Source organism: Rhizobium sp. IBUN, assembly GCF_000510625.1.
GTDB classification, from domain to species: Bacteria; Pseudomonadota; Alphaproteobacteria; order Rhizobiales; family Rhizobiaceae; genus Rhizobium; species Rhizobium altiplani.
The window spans coordinates 93691-113257 of record NZ_AZNV01000014.1 but is presented as its reverse complement, the minus strand read 5'-3'; the positions used below and the strand labels follow the sequence as shown (position 1 = coordinate 113257).

General features: G+C 58.1%; 14 protein-coding genes and 1 pseudogene. 6 read left to right on the top strand and 9 right to left on the bottom strand.

Going from position 1 to position 19567, the window contains the following annotated elements:
• Window positions 1-61 precede the first annotated feature (61 nt).
• Window positions 62-616, bottom strand: a complete 555-nt coding sequence (locus RHIBUN_RS0115090; protein WP_007533712.1) for an RNA polymerase sigma factor — start codon at window positions 614-616, stop codon at window positions 62-64.
• 9 nt (window positions 617-625) lie between these two features.
• Complete coding sequence (locus RHIBUN_RS0115085; RefSeq protein ID WP_245267976.1) at window positions 626-787, bottom strand: NepR family anti-sigma factor; 162 nt, start codon at window positions 785-787, stop codon at window positions 626-628.
• A 302-nt stretch (window positions 788-1089) separates the two neighbouring features.
• On the opposite strand from RHIBUN_RS0115085, the gene RHIBUN_RS0115080 reads away from it, so the two are divergent.
• The 5 genes and pseudogenes from RHIBUN_RS0115080 to RHIBUN_RS35360 form a co-directional block, all read left to right on the top strand.
• Window positions 1090-1884, top strand: a complete 795-nt coding sequence (locus RHIBUN_RS0115080) for a response regulator (protein WP_018116933.1) — start codon at window positions 1090-1092, stop codon at window positions 1882-1884.
• A 167-nt stretch (window positions 1885-2051) separates the two neighbouring features.
• Window positions 2052-3086, top strand: a complete 1035-nt coding sequence (locus RHIBUN_RS0115075; protein WP_348625983.1) for a sensor histidine kinase — start codon at window positions 2052-2054, stop codon at window positions 3084-3086.
• Window positions 3087-3452: 366 nt separating this feature from the next.
• Entirely contained in the window at window positions 3453-4814 is a 1362-nt protein-coding gene (locus RHIBUN_RS0115070) for an NAD(P)-dependent oxidoreductase (protein WP_025660157.1), read from the top strand.
• Window positions 4815-4829: 15 nt separating this feature from the next.
• Entirely contained in the window at window positions 4830-6143 is a 1314-nt protein-coding gene (gene preA, locus RHIBUN_RS0115065) for an NAD-dependent dihydropyrimidine dehydrogenase subunit PreA (protein ID WP_018116930.1), read from the top strand.
• 133 nt (window positions 6144-6276) lie between these two features.
• Window positions 6277-6565 (top strand): annotated as a pseudogene (locus tag RHIBUN_RS35360) (GIY-YIG nuclease family protein); the annotation flags it as partial.
• 91 nt (window positions 6566-6656) lie between these two features.
• Here the strand turns inward: RHIBUN_RS35360 and ftrA (RHIBUN_RS0115055) are convergent.
• The 4 genes from ftrA (RHIBUN_RS0115055) to RHIBUN_RS0115040 all read right to left on the bottom strand — a co-directional run bounded on the left by ftrA (RHIBUN_RS0115055) (window position 6657) and on the right by RHIBUN_RS0115040 (window position 12910).
• The gene (ftrA, locus tag RHIBUN_RS0115055) at window positions 6657-7586 is read right to left on the bottom strand and encodes a transcriptional regulator FtrA (RefSeq protein ID WP_037216274.1); all 930 of its coding nucleotides are present in this window, start codon (window positions 7584-7586) and stop codon (window positions 6657-6659) included.
• Window positions 7587-7696: 110 nt separating this feature from the next.
• Window positions 7697-9616, bottom strand: a complete 1920-nt coding sequence (locus tag RHIBUN_RS0115050) for a hypothetical protein (protein WP_025660155.1) — start codon at window positions 9614-9616, stop codon at window positions 7697-7699.
• 16 nt (window positions 9617-9632) lie between these two features.
• Window positions 9633-10625 carry an ATP-binding protein gene (locus tag RHIBUN_RS0115045; RefSeq protein ID WP_025660154.1) on the bottom strand — a complete coding sequence of 331 codons (993 nt, stop codon included), beginning with the start codon at window positions 10623-10625 and terminating at the stop codon, window positions 9633-9635.
• Complete coding sequence (locus RHIBUN_RS0115040; protein ID WP_025660153.1) at window positions 10625-12910, bottom strand: DDE-type integrase/transposase/recombinase; 2286 nt, start codon at window positions 12908-12910, stop codon at window positions 10625-10627. The genes RHIBUN_RS0115045 and RHIBUN_RS0115040 overlap by 1 nt, the downstream gene beginning before the upstream one ends.
• A gap of 39 nt (window positions 12911-12949) precedes the next feature.
• On the opposite strand from RHIBUN_RS0115040, the gene RHIBUN_RS36415 reads away from it, so the two are divergent.
• The gene (locus RHIBUN_RS36415) at window positions 12950-13543 is read left to right on the top strand and encodes a hypothetical protein (protein WP_156932710.1); all 594 of its coding nucleotides are present in this window, start codon (window positions 12950-12952) and stop codon (window positions 13541-13543) included.
• Window positions 13544-14237: 694 nt separating this feature from the next.
• On the opposite strand, the gene ftrA (RHIBUN_RS0115030) is transcribed toward RHIBUN_RS36415, so the two are convergent.
• The 3 genes from ftrA (RHIBUN_RS0115030) to RHIBUN_RS0115020 all read right to left on the bottom strand — a co-directional run bounded on the left by ftrA (RHIBUN_RS0115030) (window position 14238) and on the right by RHIBUN_RS0115020 (window position 19420).
• Window positions 14238-15224 (bottom strand): transcriptional regulator FtrA, encoded by a 987-nt coding sequence (ftrA, locus tag RHIBUN_RS0115030; protein ID WP_025660151.1) that lies wholly within the window; start codon window positions 15222-15224, stop codon window positions 14238-14240.
• A gap of 152 nt (window positions 15225-15376) precedes the next feature.
• A complete protein-coding gene (locus RHIBUN_RS0115025) occupies window positions 15377-16978 on the bottom strand; it encodes a hypothetical protein (RefSeq protein WP_025660150.1) in 1602 nt (533 codons plus the stop codon).
• 12 nt (window positions 16979-16990) lie between these two features.
• Window positions 16991-19420: a hypothetical protein gene (locus tag RHIBUN_RS0115020; RefSeq protein WP_025660149.1), complete on the bottom strand. Its 2430-nt coding sequence runs from the start codon at window positions 19418-19420 to the stop codon at window positions 16991-16993.
• Between the last annotated feature and the right edge of the window lie 147 nt (window positions 19421-19567).

Sequence of the window (19567 nt, the reverse complement as noted above, 5' to 3'; positions counted from 1 at the left end):
GGAAAGGCCGGCGCCCTGTTGGGCAGCCGGCCTCTCCTATGGATCGAACGAGACTACTATATCAGAAGGCGAAGGCCTTGGACGTCAGCGGCGAGGATGTCGCATCCGGACCAAAATCGGCTTCACCGGATATCTGAAGCAGTTCCTGGAGACGCTGCCGAGCGCGATTGACGCGGCTCTTGATCGTTCCGACTGCACATCCGCAGATTTCCGCCGCTTCCTCGTAGGAAAAACCGGAAGCGCCGACCAGGATGATCGCTTCACGCTGGTCCGGCGGCAGCTGATCGAGCGCCTTCTTGAAGTCCTGAAGATCGAGCGCCCCATATTGGGCCGGGTGCATAGCCATGGACTCGGTGAACAGGCCATCGCTGTCCTGAATCTCGCGCCCGCTCTTGCGCATCTGGCTGTAGAGTTCGTTGCGCAGAATCGTGAAGAGCCAGGCTTTCATGTTCGTGCCCATCTCGAAATGATCCTGCTTTGCCCAGGCTTTCATGATGGTGTCCTGGACAAGATCATCCGCCCGGTCGTGCCGGCCAATCAGCGAGATGGCGAAGGCGCGGAGGCTAGGGAGCGACGCGAGGAGCTCGCGCTTGAAGCTTGGTTGCTGCTTTTCCATGGAGCCACCTTACTTCACAGCTTTTGCCGACGCGACGAGCTCAGCCTGGTCAAGCTTCTCGAGCAGATCGAGAAAGCGGTCGGGAATCGCCTCTTCCTGCACGGCAGCATAAAGCGATCGTAACTTCACGCCGATCTGGCTGTTGGGGTCAAGGATATCGCTTGCGCGCATTTCCAGCCGCTGCCGATCCTTTTCATTCTTCCGTGTCGTCATCAATCGTCACTTTGCTTTTGTTATCCACGTGCTCTGCCACGTCGCCTTGATTAAGTTCGCCTCAATAAAACAGCCGCTTGTCCCGGCCGATTGGCGAACATCCCGTCGCGTGCCATGAAACAAATGCGATAAGCCCTCTGTTGGTAGCCACGATAATGCCGTTGAGAAAAAAAAGTTCCTACATGCGAGGAACATTTTTACAATCCGTCGCGTTTTAATCGCCATTGGGGCCGTTCACCGGCCTATACTGGGAGCTTTACATGACACTTTCGACTCGAATTGCGCCGCATCTTCCTTACCTGCGTCGCTATTCCCGCGCGCTTACTGGAACGCAGACTTCAGGCGACGCATATGTAGCCGCCGTACTCGAGGCGATCATTACCGACATATCCATTTTCCCGGATACCGCGGATGACCGCGTCGCATTGTACAAACTTTTCACTACGCTTTTTGGTTCCGTCACCGTCCAGATTCCGGAACCTGCCTCGCCCTACGTATGGGAACAGCGCGCAACGCTGAACCTTGCCAAGGTTTCGCCGCGTGCCCGCCAGGCTTTCATACTCGCCTCCGTCGAGAACTTTCGGGTGGGAGAAATTTCCGAGATACTGGGCGTGGAAGAGGACGAAGTCGTCAGCCTGCTCGACAACGCATCACGCGAGATCTCCCGCCAGGTCGCCACTGATGTCATGATCATCGAAGACGAACCGCTGATCGCGATGGACATCGAACAGATGGTGGAGAGCCTCGGCCATCGCGTCACCGGCATTGCCCGTACCCACGCCGAAGCGGTTGCACTTTATAACAGGACCCGGCCAGGCATGGTTCTTGCGGATATCCAGCTTGCGGATGGAAGCTCCGGCATCGATGCCGTCAACGACATTCTCAAGACCGCAAGCGTGCCGGTAATCTTCATCACCGCCTTCCCCGAAAGGCTGCTGACCGGCGAACGGCCCGAGCCGACATTCCTGGTCACGAAGCCGTTCAATCCGGACATGGTCAAGGCACTGATCAGTCAGGCACTTTTCTTCAACGAATCCACCAAGGCCGCTGCCTAAGGGAAATGGCGGTCGCCTAGGAACAAAGGGAGCGGAAATGCGTTTCGGTCAATCTGGAACGCAATTCCGACCTTAAGGTTTTTTTTTGTGCTTTCTTCTAGGATGAGCTTCCCGAATGGGCACCTTCCTCCCCGTGAGGAAAGATCAAAAATGGGAAAGGCGACTAGGTGAACAGGAACGGACCAGTGCCCGGAGTGCCCTTCGCGCTGGAAGGCAGAGCGGTGTTGCTGGAGAGCGCACTGGCGAGCGCCGGAATCTCCGTGATCTACCAGGACCCTAGGCTATCGATCATCTATGCCGACAACCTTCCTCCGCATTTTCAGCCGCTTGCAATACCGGGCGGTACTGACGTCGATCTCTTCGGCGAAGCGCATGGACGCGAGTTGGAGAAGCTGAAGCAGCAGGTATTCGAAACCGGAAAGCCGACGACAACCGAGATCGACATTTCGATCGACGGAGAAATGCGCACCTACGAATTGAAGATCCAGCGCGTCGGTACCGATCACGCCATGGGCATCCTTTCCGTGGTCGCCGAGGTGACGGAGGCCCGGCATCGCGAAAAGGTGCTGAAGTCCCTTCTTCGCGAGCTCTCGCATCGCTCGAAGAACCTTCTGGCCATTATTCAAGGAATCGCCACACAAACGGCCCGCAACACCATATCGCTGAATAGCTTCCTGGTGAAATTCCGCGGGCGACTGCAATCCCTGTCGAATTCACAAGACCTGATTACCGATTCCAGCTGGCGCGGTGCGTTCCTGTTCGAACTCGCTGAAAAGCAATTCGCGCCCTACTGGCCCGAGACGGCGGGACCGCTGCCGATCTCCGGGATAAACGTCCACTTGACACCCAATGCCGCCGTGCACGTCGGGCTCGCGCTGCATGAATTGATCGTCAACTCGGCCTCCTACGGAGCGATTGCCGGCAGCACGCCTGCGGTCACTCTGAGCTGTCATGAAGTGGCCGCTGCCGGGCGAAAGGCAATCGAGGTTTCATGGGCGGAGACGCTATGCGATCCGACAGAGGTTCACGAATTCAGTGAAAACAGCTTTGGCAAGACTGTGCTTGAGCGCGTCGTTCCCTCGTCGGTCAACGGCAAGGCCGAACTGACGCTGGTGCCGGGACGGATCGAATATCATCTGGTTATCCCCGACGCCGAGTTCGAGATCCTCCGGCACCCCTCTCAAAAGGCAGCTACACGCTAAACGAAGAACAGCCAGTGCGAGGGCGGCGCACCGGCTGTTCTTTCACTCACCGGGAGGGGACCGTGAGTACGTCCGAACGATGGGTTGGGGGCGCGCATGTTGGGTCGATGCGGTCATCGTTCGGATATCGCAGTAACGGCCAAGTATCCGAATGGTTCCGGGAACCAGTGAGAAAAAGTCGATTTTTTTACTTTTTTATTTTCAGGCCGAAGTCACCGGTGCACGGCCATCCGCCGCGCAGAAATTAATTCCATTAAAACAATGTGATAACGGCGATATCAGGCAAAAATTTTACCGTTTGATAAATTTTTGAAGCTGAGTTACGCTTCCTCTTACTGGCCGTTTACCAATAATGAGGGAACTTCAATGGAACGACTGGGAACTGGGATTCGTGCTGGCCGGCTTTCGCCCGCCGAATACGATTCGAACTTCTCCGATCTTCATCCGCGCCTCGACAAACACGAGGCGCTGGTCGCAGCCGACCGCTGTTATTTCTGCTACGACGCGCCGTGCATGACGGCCTGTCCCACCTCCATCGACATCCCGCTCTTCATCCGGCAGATCGCCACCGGAAATCCGATCGGATCGGCGAAGACGATCTTTGACCAGAATATTCTGGGCGGCATGTGCGCCCGCGTCTGTCCCACCGAAGATCTGTGCGAGCAAGCCTGCGTGCGCAACACGGCAGAGGAACGCCCTGTCGAAATCGGTCGCCTGCAGCGATATGCGACCGATACGGCCATGGAGGCGGACAAGCAGTTCTACAGCCGCGCCGCCTCGACCGGAAGGAAGATCGCCGTCGTGGGCGCCGGCCCGGCTGGCCTCGCCGCGGCCCATCGCCTTGCGGTCAAGGGCCATGATGTCGTCATCTATGACGCAAAGCCGAAGTCTGGCGGCCTCAACGAATACGGCATCGCCACCTACAAGGCCGTTGACGACTTCGCGCAAAGGGAAGTGGACTACGTCCTGGCCATCGGCGGCATTGAAGTTCGCCACAACCAGCAGCTCGGCCGCAATTTCTCCCTCGCCGATCTGCAGTCGCAATATGATGCGGTCTTCCTCGGCATCGGCCTTTCAGGCGTCAACGCGCTGCGGGTCGAAGGCGAAAACCTGCCGGGCGTCGATGATGCCGTGGACTTCATCGCCGGCCTTCGGCAGGCTGCTGACAAGGGCGACATTGCGATCGGTCGCCGCGTCGTCGTTCTCGGCGGCGGTATGACGGCGATCGACGCGGCCGTGCAAGCCAAGCTGCTCGGCGCCGAGGAAGTGACGATCTGCTATCGCCGCGGCAAGGAGCATATGAACGCCTCGGAATTCGAGCAGGATCTCGCGACCTCCAGGGGCGTCATCATTCGTCACTGGCTGGCGCCGAAATCCATTCTCGCGCAGGACGGCAAAGTCGCCGCGATCGAGGTGGAATACACCAAGCTGGTCGACGGTCGCTTGTCGACGACGGGCGAGACTGGCGTCATCGCCGCTGATCAGATCTTCAAGGCGATCGGTCAGACTCTCGACACCTCCAGCCTCGGCGCGCTGCGCTTGGAATCCGGCCGCATCGCCGTCGATACTGATGGCAAGACCTCGCTCGACGGCGTCTGGGCCGGCGGCGACTGCGTCTTCGGCGGTGACGACCTAACCGTCTCGGCGGTCGCGCAGGGCCGCGATGCCGCTGAATCCATCAACCGCATGCTTGCTGCCGGTGCGCAGCCGGCCGTTGCCGTCGCGTGAAGGGGAGAATGAACAATGGCTGATCTCCGCAATAATTTCGTCGGCATCAAGTCGCCCAACCCGTTCTGGCTGGCCTCGGCACCGCCGACCGACAAGGCCTACAACGTCGAACGTGCCTTCAAGGCCGGATGGGGCGGCGTCGTCTGGAAGACGCTTGGTGAGGAAGGCCCCCCGGTCGTGAACGTCAACGGCCCGCGCTACGGCGCGATCTGGGGCGCCGACCGCCGCCTGCTCGGCTTGAACAACATCGAGCTCATCACAGACCGCGACCTCTACACCAACCTGCGCGAAATGAAGCAGGTGAAGATGAACTGGCCGGACCGGGCCTTGATCGCTTCGATCATGGTTCCCTGCGAGGAGAATGCCTGGAAGGCAATCCTGCCGCTGGTCGAGGAGACCGGTGCCGACGGCATCGAACTCAACTTCGGCTGTCCGCACGGCATGTCGGAACGCGGTATGGGCTCCGCGGTCGGACAGGTGCCTGAGTATATCGAAATGGTCGTGCGCTGGTGCAAGCAGTACACGCGCATGCCCGTCATCACGAAGCTGACACCAAATATCACCGATATCCGCAAGCCAGCCCGTGCTGCCAAGGCCGGCGGCACCGATGCCGTGTCGCTGATCAACACGATCAATTCGATCACCTCGGTCAATCTCGACACCTTCTCGCCGGAACCGTCGATCGACGGGCGCGGCAGCCACGGCGGCTATTGCGGCCCGGCGGTGAAGCCGATCGCCCTCAACATGGTCGCCGAGATCGCCCGCGATCCGGAGACCTACGGCCTGCCGATATCAGGTATCGGCGGCATCACCACCTGGCGCGATGCGGCTGAGTTCCTGGCGCTCGGCGCCGGCAACGTGCAAGTCTGCACGGCGGCGATGACCTACGGCTTCAAGATCGTCCAGGAGATGATCACGGGGCTTTCCGACTGGATGGACGCCAAGGGTCACCGCAACCTCGACGACATCACCGGCCGCGCAGTGCCGAATGTTTCCGACTGGCAGTATCTCAACCTGAACTACATCGCCAAGGCGAAGATCGATCAGGATGCCTGCATCAAGTGCGGTCGCTGTCACATCGCCTGTGAGGACACCTCGCACCAGGCGATCACCCAGTTCGTCAACGGCGTCAGGCATTTCGAGGTGATGGAAGAGGAATGCGTCGGCTGCAATCTTTGCGTCAACGTCTGCCCTGTCGAGAACTGCATCACCATGGAGCAGCTCCCCGTCGGCGACCTCGACAAGCGCACCGGAAAGATCGTCGATCCGAATTATGCAAACTGGACGACGCACCCGAACAACCCGATGGCTCGCCAGGCAGCGGAGTAAGATCAAGGGTGCCGCAAAACTCCGTGCGGCACCCCCTCCCTCATTCCTGTGCTCGTCACAGGGATCCAGCCACGGCGCGTCGGCGCCGTGAATGACTCTTGCTCAATGCGGGCATTTTCGCCATCCTTCAACCATGAAGGGTTGCGTCGATATTCTCGCATCCCCGCGAAACGGCACGCTTTATACCGGCGTGACCCGCGATCTCTCAGCCCAGCTTTTCGGGCATCAGAGCGAGCTACCAGGAGGTTTCACGTCTCGATATGGCGTGAAGATGCTGGTGTGGTTCGAGGAGCATGATCTGCTGACGACGGCGATCACGCGGGAGAAGACCATTAAAAATGGCCGCGGGGCAGTGGAAACTCAACCTGATCGAAGCGACGAACCCCGAACGGGAGGATATTTCATCTTTTCTGCACAGCCTACGAGTCTTCTGCCGTGCCGACGCAAGGCTGCTGGATTCCTGTGACAAGCACAGGAATGAGGGTGGCGGGTGAGGCACCCGACCTACCTCTTTTACCCCGCAAAAGTCTTCCGGTATGCCCTAGGGCTCGTGCCCAACCGTTTGCGAAAATGGTGCCGCATCGTCGCCAGCGTTCCAAAGCCGCTGGCGACCGCGATATCGTCGAGAGACCCGCTGATCTCCTTTTCCAGCAATTCGCGTGCATGGCGAAGCCTCTCCTTGAGCAGCCATTCGCCGACGCTGAGCCCGGTCGTGCTTTCGAACCGGCGCTGAAAGGTCCGGTGGCTCATCCCAGCTTTCGCGGCAAGCAGGCTGATCGGCTGCTCCTCGTCCAGCCGCTGCCGCATCCAGTCCATGAGCGGGCTTAGCCGGATGCCTTCACGCTCCAGCGGCACCGGCGCCTGGATGAACTGCGCCTGCCCGCCCTCGCGATGCGGCGGCAAAACCAGGCGACGCGCAACACTGTTGGCGGCCTCGGCGCCGAAGTCACCACGGACCACATGCAGGCAGAGATCAATACCGGCAGCACTCCCGGCTGCCGTCAGGATGGGGCCCTCATCCATGTAAAGCACATCAGCATCGAAGTTGATGTCGGGATAGCGTTTCGAGATCGAGGCGACATATCGCCAATGCGTGGTGGCGCGGCGATGGCGAAGAAGCCCTGTCGCGGCAAGCACCGCGACACCCGAGCAGAGAGACATGATCCGCGCACCGCGCTGGTGGGCCGCGCACAGCGCATCGATCAGGACACCCGGAACCTCCGCATCGATCGAGCGCCAACCGGGCACGACGATCAGATCCGCCTTCTCCAGCATGTCCAGTCCATGATCGACGGAGACGGTCAAGCCGCCAGCAGCGCGAAGCGGCCCAGGCTCGACCCCGCAGACCGAATAGCGATACCAGCCCTCGCCCATTTCCGGACGCGGCAGGCCGAAAACCTCGTAAGCGATGCCGAATTCGAAGGTGCAGAGCCCGTCATATATCGGGACCGGCCGAAAACCGTTCTACTACACAGTTGATTTGCTTGATCGAGGAATAAAGAATCGATTCTATCGCCTAGGGTTAACTTGATTCTACCAGCGCCCGGGATTATCTAAGCCCGGCAAGCCAAGCGTTTTCCGAAATGCTCTTCAACGACTTGCCGTTCATAGATCATTGCCGTACCCCGCCCAACAACTTGGTAGACCTTCAATTCTCCGGCGAACTTTTTATGGTGTTTTAAGACGTGGCCGTTCATCGCAGCGCGACGCGTAATTTCGGGCGCCATAATGAACATCTCATGGAATAACCACAAATTCTTCATGCTGAGATGCCGCTGAAGTAGATGTGTATTGTGCAACCTCACCAAGGCACTGTAGCCCAAGCCCATAACCGCACAGGCAGTGCGATTTTCTACAGGGAGGTCATCTATATGTCCTGCGACCTCGGCGACTTCGAGTATTGAACGTAGCATATCAAAATCTCGAACGCGCAAGCGTGTCATGAGTGGGCCCTTTTCTTGACCGTGCCAAAACTCCAAAGAGCCCTGCAACATGGCGTCTAAGGTCATCACGAAGGGGTTGATCCTTCGACCAGATAAAGCACTCAGAGCAGCGCCCAATGGCAGCGTCAGCGAGGGCATTTCTCGATGCGACGCACATAATAGAATGCGTTTCTCGAAAGGCATGTCAGGTGGTCGGTGGCTACGCCCAAGGTAAGGATCGATCGCATGATCTAAAACCTCAATAAAGTTCCCCGCAAAGAGATCGACGAGAAAAGGGACCGGAATACCAGAATGCTTTGCGAATGACCGAGTTGTCTCCGAGCTTGAAAGCATCACGTATCTGGCATCCGACAGTTTAACGAAAGCGTCTTCCTTGCGGCTCGAAACGGTAACGCCATTAGCCCGCCTTAATCCGTTAGTGCCGCCTGATCGAAAGAGTGGGGAAATTGAAAGCTTAAACTGCGTTCTGGCGCAATCGGACTTCGCTGTTATCGAGGCGAGCGATTTGAAGGCCAGGCGCCGCCGCTCTTCATGAAGTTTGGAGAGTAGTAGCCTTTGAAAGTCCCTATCAAGCAAAGACACGATTTGGCGTATGGGCGGATGTACGCGGCCGTTTTGTTTTTCGCCGGTTGTTTCGAGCTTGGTTCTCTGGTCGTTAAGCATTCTTTCATGGAGCAGATTAAGACCCTCGGGCCAAGACATCACCGCCCGCGTTGCCTTCGCTATATCGTCAGGGAATGGCGTCCGATACTGTAACAAGAGGTCGCGACTAGCTGATCCGTGCTCCCGATAGCGGCTCAATGACCGCGCTATGTTGCTTATCAGTTCAAAAACAGCGCCGGGGCCGAAGGTTCGAATTGCGTCGGGTACCTTCGAAAGGTCCAAATCAGCAACGTTTATCGCCGGATCGATGAGCGTAATAAAAAGCCGCAAGGCTTCCTCATCATCAACCTCAATAGAAGGCTGCGGGAAATCTCTAAGATCAACTATGCGACCAATAGCGTAGCAGGCTGAACAGTTCTCGACACCATGCGACTTTGCATAGCTGAGCAATTCCTTGCAGATTGGGCACTGGAAAAGCAATTGCTCCCGCGTAGAAGGATCGAAGGTTATGCCGCGGACGGCCCATAGTGCTTTTTGATAGCATTGTTGTCTCAGCGAAGTGGGCGCAATTTTTCGGAAGGACTGAAAAAAGGATTTTCCCCTCACTTCGCGTCCGAAAAACTCAAAGTGTGTGTTCGCGCTCCTAGTCGCTGGGTAGGCGAGCGCTTCGATATCCTTCGAACTTGAGAGCCCGATCATAAAAGCGATCCGCTCTGGGTCAATCGCTTTGCCGGCGAGTGCCAAGTGCGTGCGCTTCTGCCCACCCAAGCCCGCCAAAGCCAGTACCACCGAGGTCCTAACATAACCGTTCTCGGCAGAAGCTCGAAACAGAAGGTCAGCAAGCCCCTCGCCTGGCATCACTTTGATGGGGTACGATAGTTCGCCCGCCTCGTACTCAGAGGGGCCTTTCCTCACCTCCAGTGGCATTCTCGGCCTCCTTAAATCAGTATTTCTTCAGCGGCATTGTCGACCGGGGCCCTTCCCTGAAAGGATTGTAATCAATGTATTTCTTGCGGATCGCGAACGTATCAGTAGCTCTCTCGAGATGTGTCCGTTCGACGCGCATGGCGCCGTCCTCGAAGGCAATTTCGGCCGCCTTCCAAAGAAGCCGCACCATAGATCCGAGCAGCCCTCTCCCTGCCAGAAAGAAGCACTGCAAGGTGTCACCACTCAGGAAATCGCTCCATTCACGCATTATTCCCTTTTCTTTCAAGCTGATTCCTAAGTCGGCGGCGAAATCCATGAGCAGTTGGAAGTCGTCTTTGTTGGCATAATCAAGCGCAACTGGGCTAATCGGGTATAGATCCCGCTCCAGCATTTGATCCTCGGCGAAAAGCTTGTCGTGTGCTTCGGGAATTCCAACGAACATAATTGGATATCCCGCAATCAACAGGTTCTTTAGATGGTTATGCACCGAGGTGGCTTCATCACGCTTCGTCGTGGTCCGCGGAGGCGGAACACGCAGATGATCAACTTCGTCGATAATGAGCAACTCCACCTTATGTTGACGCATCAACTTTTCGGCTCTGTGTATCTGCGCCTCTATATTTGGCCCTGCGTCGGGACGAGGATCTCCCAGAGCACCAAGTAGCTTTTGCATTAGGCCCTTCATTTTCGTATTCGACGGAAGGCTAACGTGGAGTACCAATCTCTGCCTCTCCAACACTCGCTCACGCGTAGTGTCCTTGGTGAACAGTCCGCGCTCGTAGCACTCGTCTACGACCTGCCGCTCGAGATACATCCTAATGATGGTGGATTTTCCATAACCGCTATTGGCGAAATAGGTTCCAGCAACCATCTCGTTCCTGCCGGTGGTTAGCCGCTTTCCTTCGCGCATGGTGTCGAATGTTTCATAAACAAGATTCGCGCGCGGGTGGTTGATGCGCATTGCGATAAACCGAGCCGCGATTTGTCCCTTTGAACGGATCAGATCCATCACCAACGTCTCCCCTTCTCTGCAGCGCGCCGCCTCATGAATTCTTCGATGTCCACCACCATTGACGAGCGATCCGTCTCCTGACCATTTGAGGGCGGCAAGTCGTCAGTGAATTCTGAAATGTCCTCGGTGGTAAGTGATGTGCGATCCGGGTTGCGTGATTTTCCATTGTTTCGGGATGATTTTTTGGAAACGCCGCCGCGCCGAGGTCCTAAGGGCGCGAGGCCATGATCTCGACGCAGAGTCACCGGCGCGGTATTAGGGATGTTTGATCCGTTCATTCCGGTGACGGAGGGATCTACGGCGACCTCGACGACTTCGTCGCCAGGGAGCAGCGTGAGTGCTTCTGCATGATAACCGCGAAGATCCTTACGGCTACTTTTTTTCTGTTCACCCATCTTCTTTTCGAGGTGTTCAAACATCTTCCAGCGCGCTTCTGCCCGCTCTATGTCGGAGTGGAATGCAAGCTCCTCTTCCTTCGCATACCGACGAAGCTGCTTTGACATGTCGAATGAGAGGCCCCTAGTCGACTCGGGGTAGCAATGCCTCATCCGCATGAGTTGTCCCGTACCTTCGTTAAGGACGTTCAAGAAGGAACAATCTAGCGGATCGCGAAAAGTGTTCACCCTTAGGACGATCGTCTGACCGAGCCCGCGCTGCTCGCGCTTCTTCGCGAACCGCGCCATATCCCGTATTAGTATCGAAGTGACAGCTTGCTCGTGGTACTCCTCACCCTTGAATTTGATGCCGCTTGTGGTCAGCACTGCACGGCCGTATTGGCCAATCATTCGATCGAGGACGTTCACGTCGTCAACCGTGTCCCTCCCGTGCTCAACTACCCCTTTGGCCCACTTCCTTGCAGGCGCTTTGCCGCCCTTCGGGGCTTCGACATGGTACGAGCAAACTATGAATTCGCTAAGTTTGCGCATTGCCTGCGGAAGAGTGTATTCGGCATCTTCGCGAACGTCGTGATCAGGCATTTTGCGCTTGTCTAAACCACCCGGACGTCCTCCGGGTAATTGGTGCCACAGACCGTTGGTAGTTCCAAAAATGCGTTCGACCTTTGTCTTGTGTTCTGGCGTTCGCAATGCGGCGAACTCGATGTCGATGCCGACGCCTTCCATGACGGTCTGCAAGGAGACTCCGATGTTCTCCAAGCCATTGTCCAAGATGAAGACAGTCGGCTTCCCCCACCCATCGGTCGCACCCTTGTACAGGCCGAAGCGCTCCTCTAGCTCGGTCTTCGGCCGCAACACATGCCTTATGCACTTCATCAAACTGTAGACTGAGGGCGGTTCGAATGTCAGGAAGAAGCCGAGAACCATTCCGGAATAGACATCGAGCGCATAAACTAGGTAGGCTCTCATCGTGCCGATGACATCGCCTTCGCTATTGATCACCTGCAGCCAGAGATCGACCTGCGTTTGATCGAGGACGACATACTCCAAAGGCTTTGAAGCTCTGATGCTGTCAACTGTGCCGACATGACGTTTGTGGGCATTCCGGCCGCCGTATTTCGTGGCGCACCGTTCTTGGGTTTCCGACTCGCGCAACCACCCATTGAGGGTTTCTCGGGCTGGTGGCTTTATTAGCGTAAGTCCTCTCTTCTCACGTTCTTCCTCAAACTTCGTGATGTAGAAATTGCGAGCGGTGTCGTAAGTGACCGAGCGTGCCGACCAATACAGCTCGATCATCCTAGCCTTCAGTTCGTCCATCCAGTCTGGCCACTGGCTAACCTTATGCCTTCCTGTAGTGGCCAGGATCTGTCCCAAGGTCCGATTCCCGGGTTCACCGTACTCATTCAAAAAGATTCGAAACTGGCTCTCAGAGATCCTCCATTTGAACCCGTTCTCATCCCATGCCTGCCGGGCGGTTTCATCCAGAAACCGCCCGAGTTTTGGTCCGTAGGTCGTTACATCGAACGCCGCGTCGAACTGTTTAAGAAAGTAAAGAATGGTGCGCGCTCGCACAATTTTCTTGGCCGCTGCGAGACGCCTCTGGCGTTCCTTCTTGCCGATTTCTTTATCATCGGCATCGAGTAGAAAGTACGATCCAAGTGCATCGGTGTGCGTTGGAACGCCTTTGCGCGCCGTCCTAACCGCAACGCCCAATCCACGCATGATCGTGAATGACGAATACGAAACGACCGTTTCCTCGCCGGTTTCGCGATCGCGTAGAACGATCGACCCATTGCGATTGGTCCGCACGAACTTGAAGTTTCCTGCAAGGTCCGGGTCTGAAATGCTGTATTCGTCTCCTTCATCTGCATCGACGATTTTTGCCATCACTCACCGCCTAACTTAAATGCTTGGACAGTGGTCTTGGTGACCAAGCGCGACGAATCGAAGTTGATCCTTCGAGTTGGAAATACCGGGCGCCAACGCGCGGCAGCTCCTTTACTCTCGCGAGCTTTGTCATCATCACCATCCTGGAAAATTTATCAGGCTGTCATCCCCGAGTTCATCCCGGAGATCGATCGAAAGAACCCGACGGACTTGAAACGCGGCGATTTTTGCAAAGCCTACGGGACCGCCCCCCAAAGCCTGGACGACCTCGGCATACGTAAGTCGCATCTGCCTGCCTCGATAAATCGAACGCAGAACGTCGAAGTCCCGGAGCGTGACCGTCGTGTGTCGAGCATCAGCAATTCTCTTCAGACGAGTGTTCAACTCGGTTGGTATCTCATCACTACGAATTATCAGGAAAGATTGCCCAAGACGCGAGTATATCTGGCCAGCCAAGTCGAGCTTGGTAAGATACCAGGGGTCATCAAGTCGCGGGTCGTTATCTCGCTTTACTTCGACCACTACTCGGCGACACCTGGATCGAGGAGTTATTGCCGTCCTCGGTCTGACTGCCAACTTCCAGAAAGACGCTCCGCGCCGGAGACCTTCCCAGAGCGCATCGTCTACCCATAGCTCCATGTCTGGAAAGTAGATGAGCGGTTCCCGCTGCTGTATAACGCTGAGCTCCAGTCGATGAGGTTGGGCTAGAAGACCAGCGACACCGGAACAGACCTCCGCAAGGCGAAGCACGGGAAGCTCTCCTTCCCTCGACTCCCACGGCATGGCTCGAAGGTCCGCTTTGTAAGAGATGAAAGTCCCGGTACGTCCCCTCCTGCGCCCATTCAATATCCGACGTATCGGGCCACCGTCATTCGACCGGAATATACGAGCGACGATCCCGGAGTGTTCCTCGAACTGACATTGCTCATCCATCCGCAGATCCTCCTTGGGCAACGATCAATGGCACTTCCGCTTCAAGGCGCATATTCGCCGATGGCGCTTAGCCCTCACGCACGTTTACGCGACCACAAAAGAACGAACTTTGTCAAATGACCATATGAATCAGTCGCTTAGACACGCTTTAAAGGATTCGACAGGATTCGTTTCGGGGCAAAACAGGACTCCCGGGTCGCGCTCAGAACTAAAATCGGTCAGTTATCCACAGAAGACTGCTGGGACGACCTCGAGATGGCCTCGTAGTGATCGATTTGCTGGAGACACAGCCGGCTGGACAAAATCGAGCGAAGGTGGCGCAACTTCGCTAAGGGTGGGCCAAGGCGCTATATGATGGCCGGTCAATTGGAAATCGCCTCTCAGTATGATCAGCTTATACGGACTGACCAGCAGCGACGCGTTCTCGGTATGTAAGAGGGGTAGTACCAATCCGTGTCCGGAAATGGTGGCGAAGTGCGGTTGCCGATCCGAATCCCGCCAACTCCGCGATCCGTTCTATCGACATCTCTGACGCTTCGAGGAGTTCCCGGGCACGACCAAGCCGCTCAGCCAGAATCCACCGCGAAGGTGTTGCGCCAGTAAAATCCTCGAACCGCCGCAGGAAGGTTCGCTTGCTCATCCCAGCTCGCCTGGCGAGATCATCGGTTCGATGAGCCGTGGCGATATGGTCGCGAATGTAATCAAGCAGTGGGCTAATGCGCGAGGACTCGTGGGACAGAGGGACCGGTCGGTTCAACAATTGAGCTTGCCCACCTTCCCGGTGTGAGGGAACGACCAATCTCCGTGCGACTGAATTGGCAGCCGCGGCGCCGAAGTCACGCCTGATCAGATGAAGGCAAAGGTCCAGCCCGGCCGCACTTCCCGCTGAGGTAAGAATGTTCCCTTCGTCAACGTAAAGCACATCTTCAACTACGCTAATCTTCGGATACATCGACTTTAGCTGTTCCGTATATCTCCAGTGGGTGGTCGCCCGCTTATTGGTCAGCAAACCTGCTGCAGCAAGTACGAACACGCCCGAGCATATCGATAAAATGCGCGCCCCCCGCCTGCTGGCGTCCTGGAGTGCTTCAATCAGACGCAGGGGAACGTGAGTGCCTACACCGCGCCACCCTGGCACCACTATCGTGTCGGCATCCGCGAGGAGTTCGATTCCGCCATCTGCCTCAACCCGCACGCCTCCCATCGCCCGAAGTGGACCTTCGTCTATAGCCGCTACCGCGAACTGATACCAAGCTGATCCCATCTCAGGGCGCGGCAGGCCGAAAACCTCAACTGCCAAACCAAACTCGAAAGTGCATAGTTCATCGTAGGCAAGCACTACGACGGAATATTGACTGGGCTGTGCCGAAGGATAACTCATTCAACGAAAACTACGCAGATTGGATCTGTCAGTCATCAAAAACCTACAGGATCTCCGATCTGGGGATGAAAACGGCCCTAATTCGATCCATGGACGGACCCAGGATCGACTTACCATGTCGCTTCTCTCGATCGCGAACACGCATTGCAGGATTACAGGGAGGAATACTTCCCGCCGCCGTCGCGAGCGAACAAGCCACATGAGACACCGAGCGAGAGCATCGTGTGCAGCCTGTCACCCGTCGGCTCGAAGACACCGCTGGATCCTCGCCGAACCTTCATCCATCCATCTCCCTCGAGGCCGATCCGCAGTCTCTTCTTGCCATCGCCGCCCCGCACAGCCGACCAGTGGACATGCTGGCCGATCACCCAGCTCTCCACGATCTCCCTCCAGATGAACGCCAGCGGACGGTCGGCGATGGCCTCGAGTCGACGGGACATGAGGCCCATTGGCAGTCGGTCGGGTCGCCCGTCGATCGCGTCGGCGAGTCCTTCTGCCATCGGCTGGCCAGCAAACGCGTTGGCGACAGCGCGGACGATTGCGAATGACCGCGCGGCGATTGCGGGAACCCGCGTTATGTCGTTCCGCTGCGCGTCGATCAATTCGGAGAGCAGCGACACCACGTCGGTCGACTTTTCTGAGGCGGCGGCGGGCCACCCGAAGGCTTCGCCCTCAATCTCCACGGCCAGCAGGAAGTCCCCGACCGTTGCCGCCGCCGCATACGCGTTGTCTCCGGCCTGCGCCGCCTCGTGTGCCCGCGAGATGATCTCTTCGGATGGCTTCGGCTGGAACAGGTTCCTGACCTGCTTTTCCGACAGGAGGCGTTCGAGCCATAGCAGCATCGCTTCCGTCGCCAGCCTCTGTAGCTGCCTCGCCTGCAGAAGGCAGAGCAGCGTCGCGGAGATGCCGATCTGACCGATGTCTCCGTCCTCCGCGTCCGCAAGCTCGCGGGTTGCAAACCGTCTTCTGAGGTCGTCGGCTCCGCATGGTCCGTTCCGCTGCAGAAGGCCGCGGACGAGATCCAAGGATGCCTTCCGCCTGCGGGCCGAGCCTGCGTCCGCGCGTGATCCAATTTCATAGAACATCTGCCTGAAGACCTGCATCTCCGCGGCCGACGGCTGATCGACGGGGAGTCCCGCTGCGAACGGCGTCACGTCCTCGTCCGTCACGGACGGTGGAGCGAGCGCGAAGAGGAAGCCGGGGAGCAACTGGCCAACTGCCGCGTCGAAGTCGTGAATAGCCGGAAGAACCTCCTCCGCGATCGTCATGCTGTCCGTCGACATGTACCGCATGGACTTGATCGACGGGCCGTACTCTGTCGGCGCCATGAAGCTGGTGCGCGTCTTCCTGTACTGCTCCCATTCTTCTCCTTCGAAAAGGAAGGGTTCGCCCTTGGCCCGCCGGGCGATCGTGCGCTTCAGCGCCGCCGCGCCTCTGAACGGTCGTCCCGCGATCAGATGCGACCAAGCATAGAGCGCCTCGTAGCGGTCGACCAAATCGGCGATGACGGCTGGATCATCGAGACCTGCTGCTGCGGCAACCTGCGTGGCCTTCCACGCCGCCCACGCCATGAACGTGTAGGGACGGCAATCCCGAGTGACGTTGTTGATGCCCGGAATTGCGTCGTCCATGAGATCGAGATTGAGCTGGCGCAGTCCGACGGGATCCACGCCGCTTTCGTCGGTTCTGAGCTCGTCCACGACCCGCATACCTGGGGTTTCGTCGAACAACTGGTCTATGTCGGCAAGGCGCATCGTCAAGATCTCCTACAGTGACAAGTCGACGACGACGCGTCCGCACATGAGGCCCTCGCATGTGGCTACCCGCAGCCTGTCGAGGCGCTTGCGCTGGTCATCGGAAAGGGTCTCTCCGCATCGGCATCCAGGTATTTTGCCTCGCTGCTTCATCCAGTAGATCTTGTCCGGCTTCACCTGTCTTGCGGAGTACCGGGTGAAAGCCGAGATCTCTTTCGGTGTTGCCCCTTTTGGCACCGAGAAGGGAGCGCCCGGCGCGGATAGCGCCCTCCACAGCTCGCTGACCGAGCTCCACGCCGTCTTCGTCGACAGGATTGCCTGCCAGGCCCAAGCCCACTCCTGCGTGGTCGTGCCGCGACTGAGCAGCTCTTCGTTGAGACCACCCCGTTCCGGTGTCAGTAGCAGCGCGAACTCCTCGGGGACCTCGCCCTCCGTCCATGACTGCAGGAACAGATGCAACGCCTCCGCCTTGGCCGGGTCGCCGAGGAACAGTCTGGAGACGACAGTCGCCACGCAGGAGTCGAGTCCTCCGGGGTCTCCGTCCTTCGGCCGCGCGCCCTTCGCCAGCGCCAGCCATTTCTCGAGATACGGAGCGAGCAGCCTGTCGCCTTCCTCGGAGCGCGGCACGATTCTCGCGATCATGTCGAAGAGCAGATAGAGGCCGGGAGCCCGCTGTGGTCCGGCCTTGACCGCCTCTACCTTTGCGAACAACTGCTTGAAGGCTCGCTCGACGATGTTCTTCCTGATTCGCTGCCCGGCTGAACCGCCGCCGCCCCCACGCGAGGTACGCTGTAGATCCTTGCCACCGTTGGCATCCTCGTCCTCGTCGTCCCCAGCCTCGTCCCCATCGACGGGCAGGGCCGACGAAAGGCTTCTGACGAGCGCGTCGATGAGGTCGTCCTGTCCGTGTCGCGCAGCCGACCCGCCGCGCCACGTCTCGCCCATCGCGAGGGCGCTGGACGTTCCGAAGGCTCCTTTCACAAAGGAAGTCACGGCACCGCCGCGATCCGCCCGCCCGCCGCCCGTCCTCCCGGCAGCCTCGATCAGCGCGCCGGGATCCCTTGCCACGAACTCCAGGATCAGGTTCAGGTCGGTAACAGTGCCGAACCCGGCCACGTGCCGTCCGATCGAGCGGGCGAGCGGGCCGCGGCGGTTCATTTCGGCAAGGAAGCCGCGCAGGACGAGCCATCCCCTGATTTCATCAGGCCCTCTCGAGAAGATGACCTGCACCGACGACCCGAAAGACAGCGGATCGATCTGATCGGATGGGCGGAGGCTGAACGAACCGTCTGCGGCCACGGAAACCGGGCCGGCCGCCGACTTTCTTGCGCCGGAGGCGAGGTGCGCATCCCATGTTCCCTCGATACCGTCCGTACCGAATATCCGGCCGGACAGCGCGCCTCCGAGGTATTCGACCACCATGGCAGCGCCACCCCGTTCGGCAGGCTCCTTCTCGCTGGTCGTGCTGACCTTGAACACCTGGACCTGTTCCCATCCGAAGATGGGCTGCCTGTCATGTATCCTGGCCACCACCGCCTCGACGTTCGCACCTGTGAGGGCCGGAACGGTCGCGTTAGCGCTTCCGCTGACAATCAGCCTGCCTCTCGCGCATTCGATGTCGAAGACCTTGGAATGGAGGGATCTGTCGTCGCCAAACGCGTCGCATGCGACGGGTGTGACCTGCATTCCATCGGTCGCCGCCGATGCGAAGTCGAAGACGGACGGTGCTATCGCCGGGACTGCCACCGAAATCCGTTCGCACAGCAGGCTTTCCGACAGCATGCGGATGCCGTGATGTCCGGAGAAGAAGGGCGAGACGACATGGATACTTTCGGCACCTCCGAGGTCGTCGGCCATCTGCGCCATCTGATCGAGGAGCGGGCCGTCCATGGTGTGCAACAGCCTTGCGCTTCCGTCGCCCGGAACCGTTGCCGCCTTGCGCGCCATTTCAACGAATGGGGAGAGAGCCGGTGGACTGACGCACTCCAGCCGCCCTCCGGGACGCGCATGGGACATCATGGATTCAAGCATGGAGGCAAGATCAGAGAAGCAGGCCGAATCCCGTCCCGGCCTAAGCAGCTCGATCACCTCGTTGTTGTATCCCCAGCCACCGAAGGTCAGGTTCCCCGATCCGACGGTCGCCCTGATCTCGCCGTTCTTCTCGTCGGCCAGAAGCGCGATCTTCGGATGGAAGACGCCGGGGGAGCATTTCACGGGAACGACGTCGTAGTCGCGCCCGACGCCGACGGCACCGACGTCCGCAAGGGATGCTCGGTAGCCTTCGATGTCTGATATCACCGTGAAGTTCCGGTAGCTGCGATAGACGGAAGCGAGGGGGATGGCTTCAAGGAAGGAGAGACTGAGAGAGTAGGTCGTCAGCAGGACCGATGACCAGGAATTCGATGCGATCAGATCGCGTGGCGAAAATAGATTTCCGTTCAAGTCCCCTCCAACTTCCGATGCCTCGGGCCGCTCAATGACAAAGATTGATCAAGGTCCTGGAGTCCCCTCCGAGCGCCTCCTGTCTTCAGACGTATATTCCCCAGGAACATCGTTGGTTTAACGTGCGCAATTGTTCACCCGCGACCG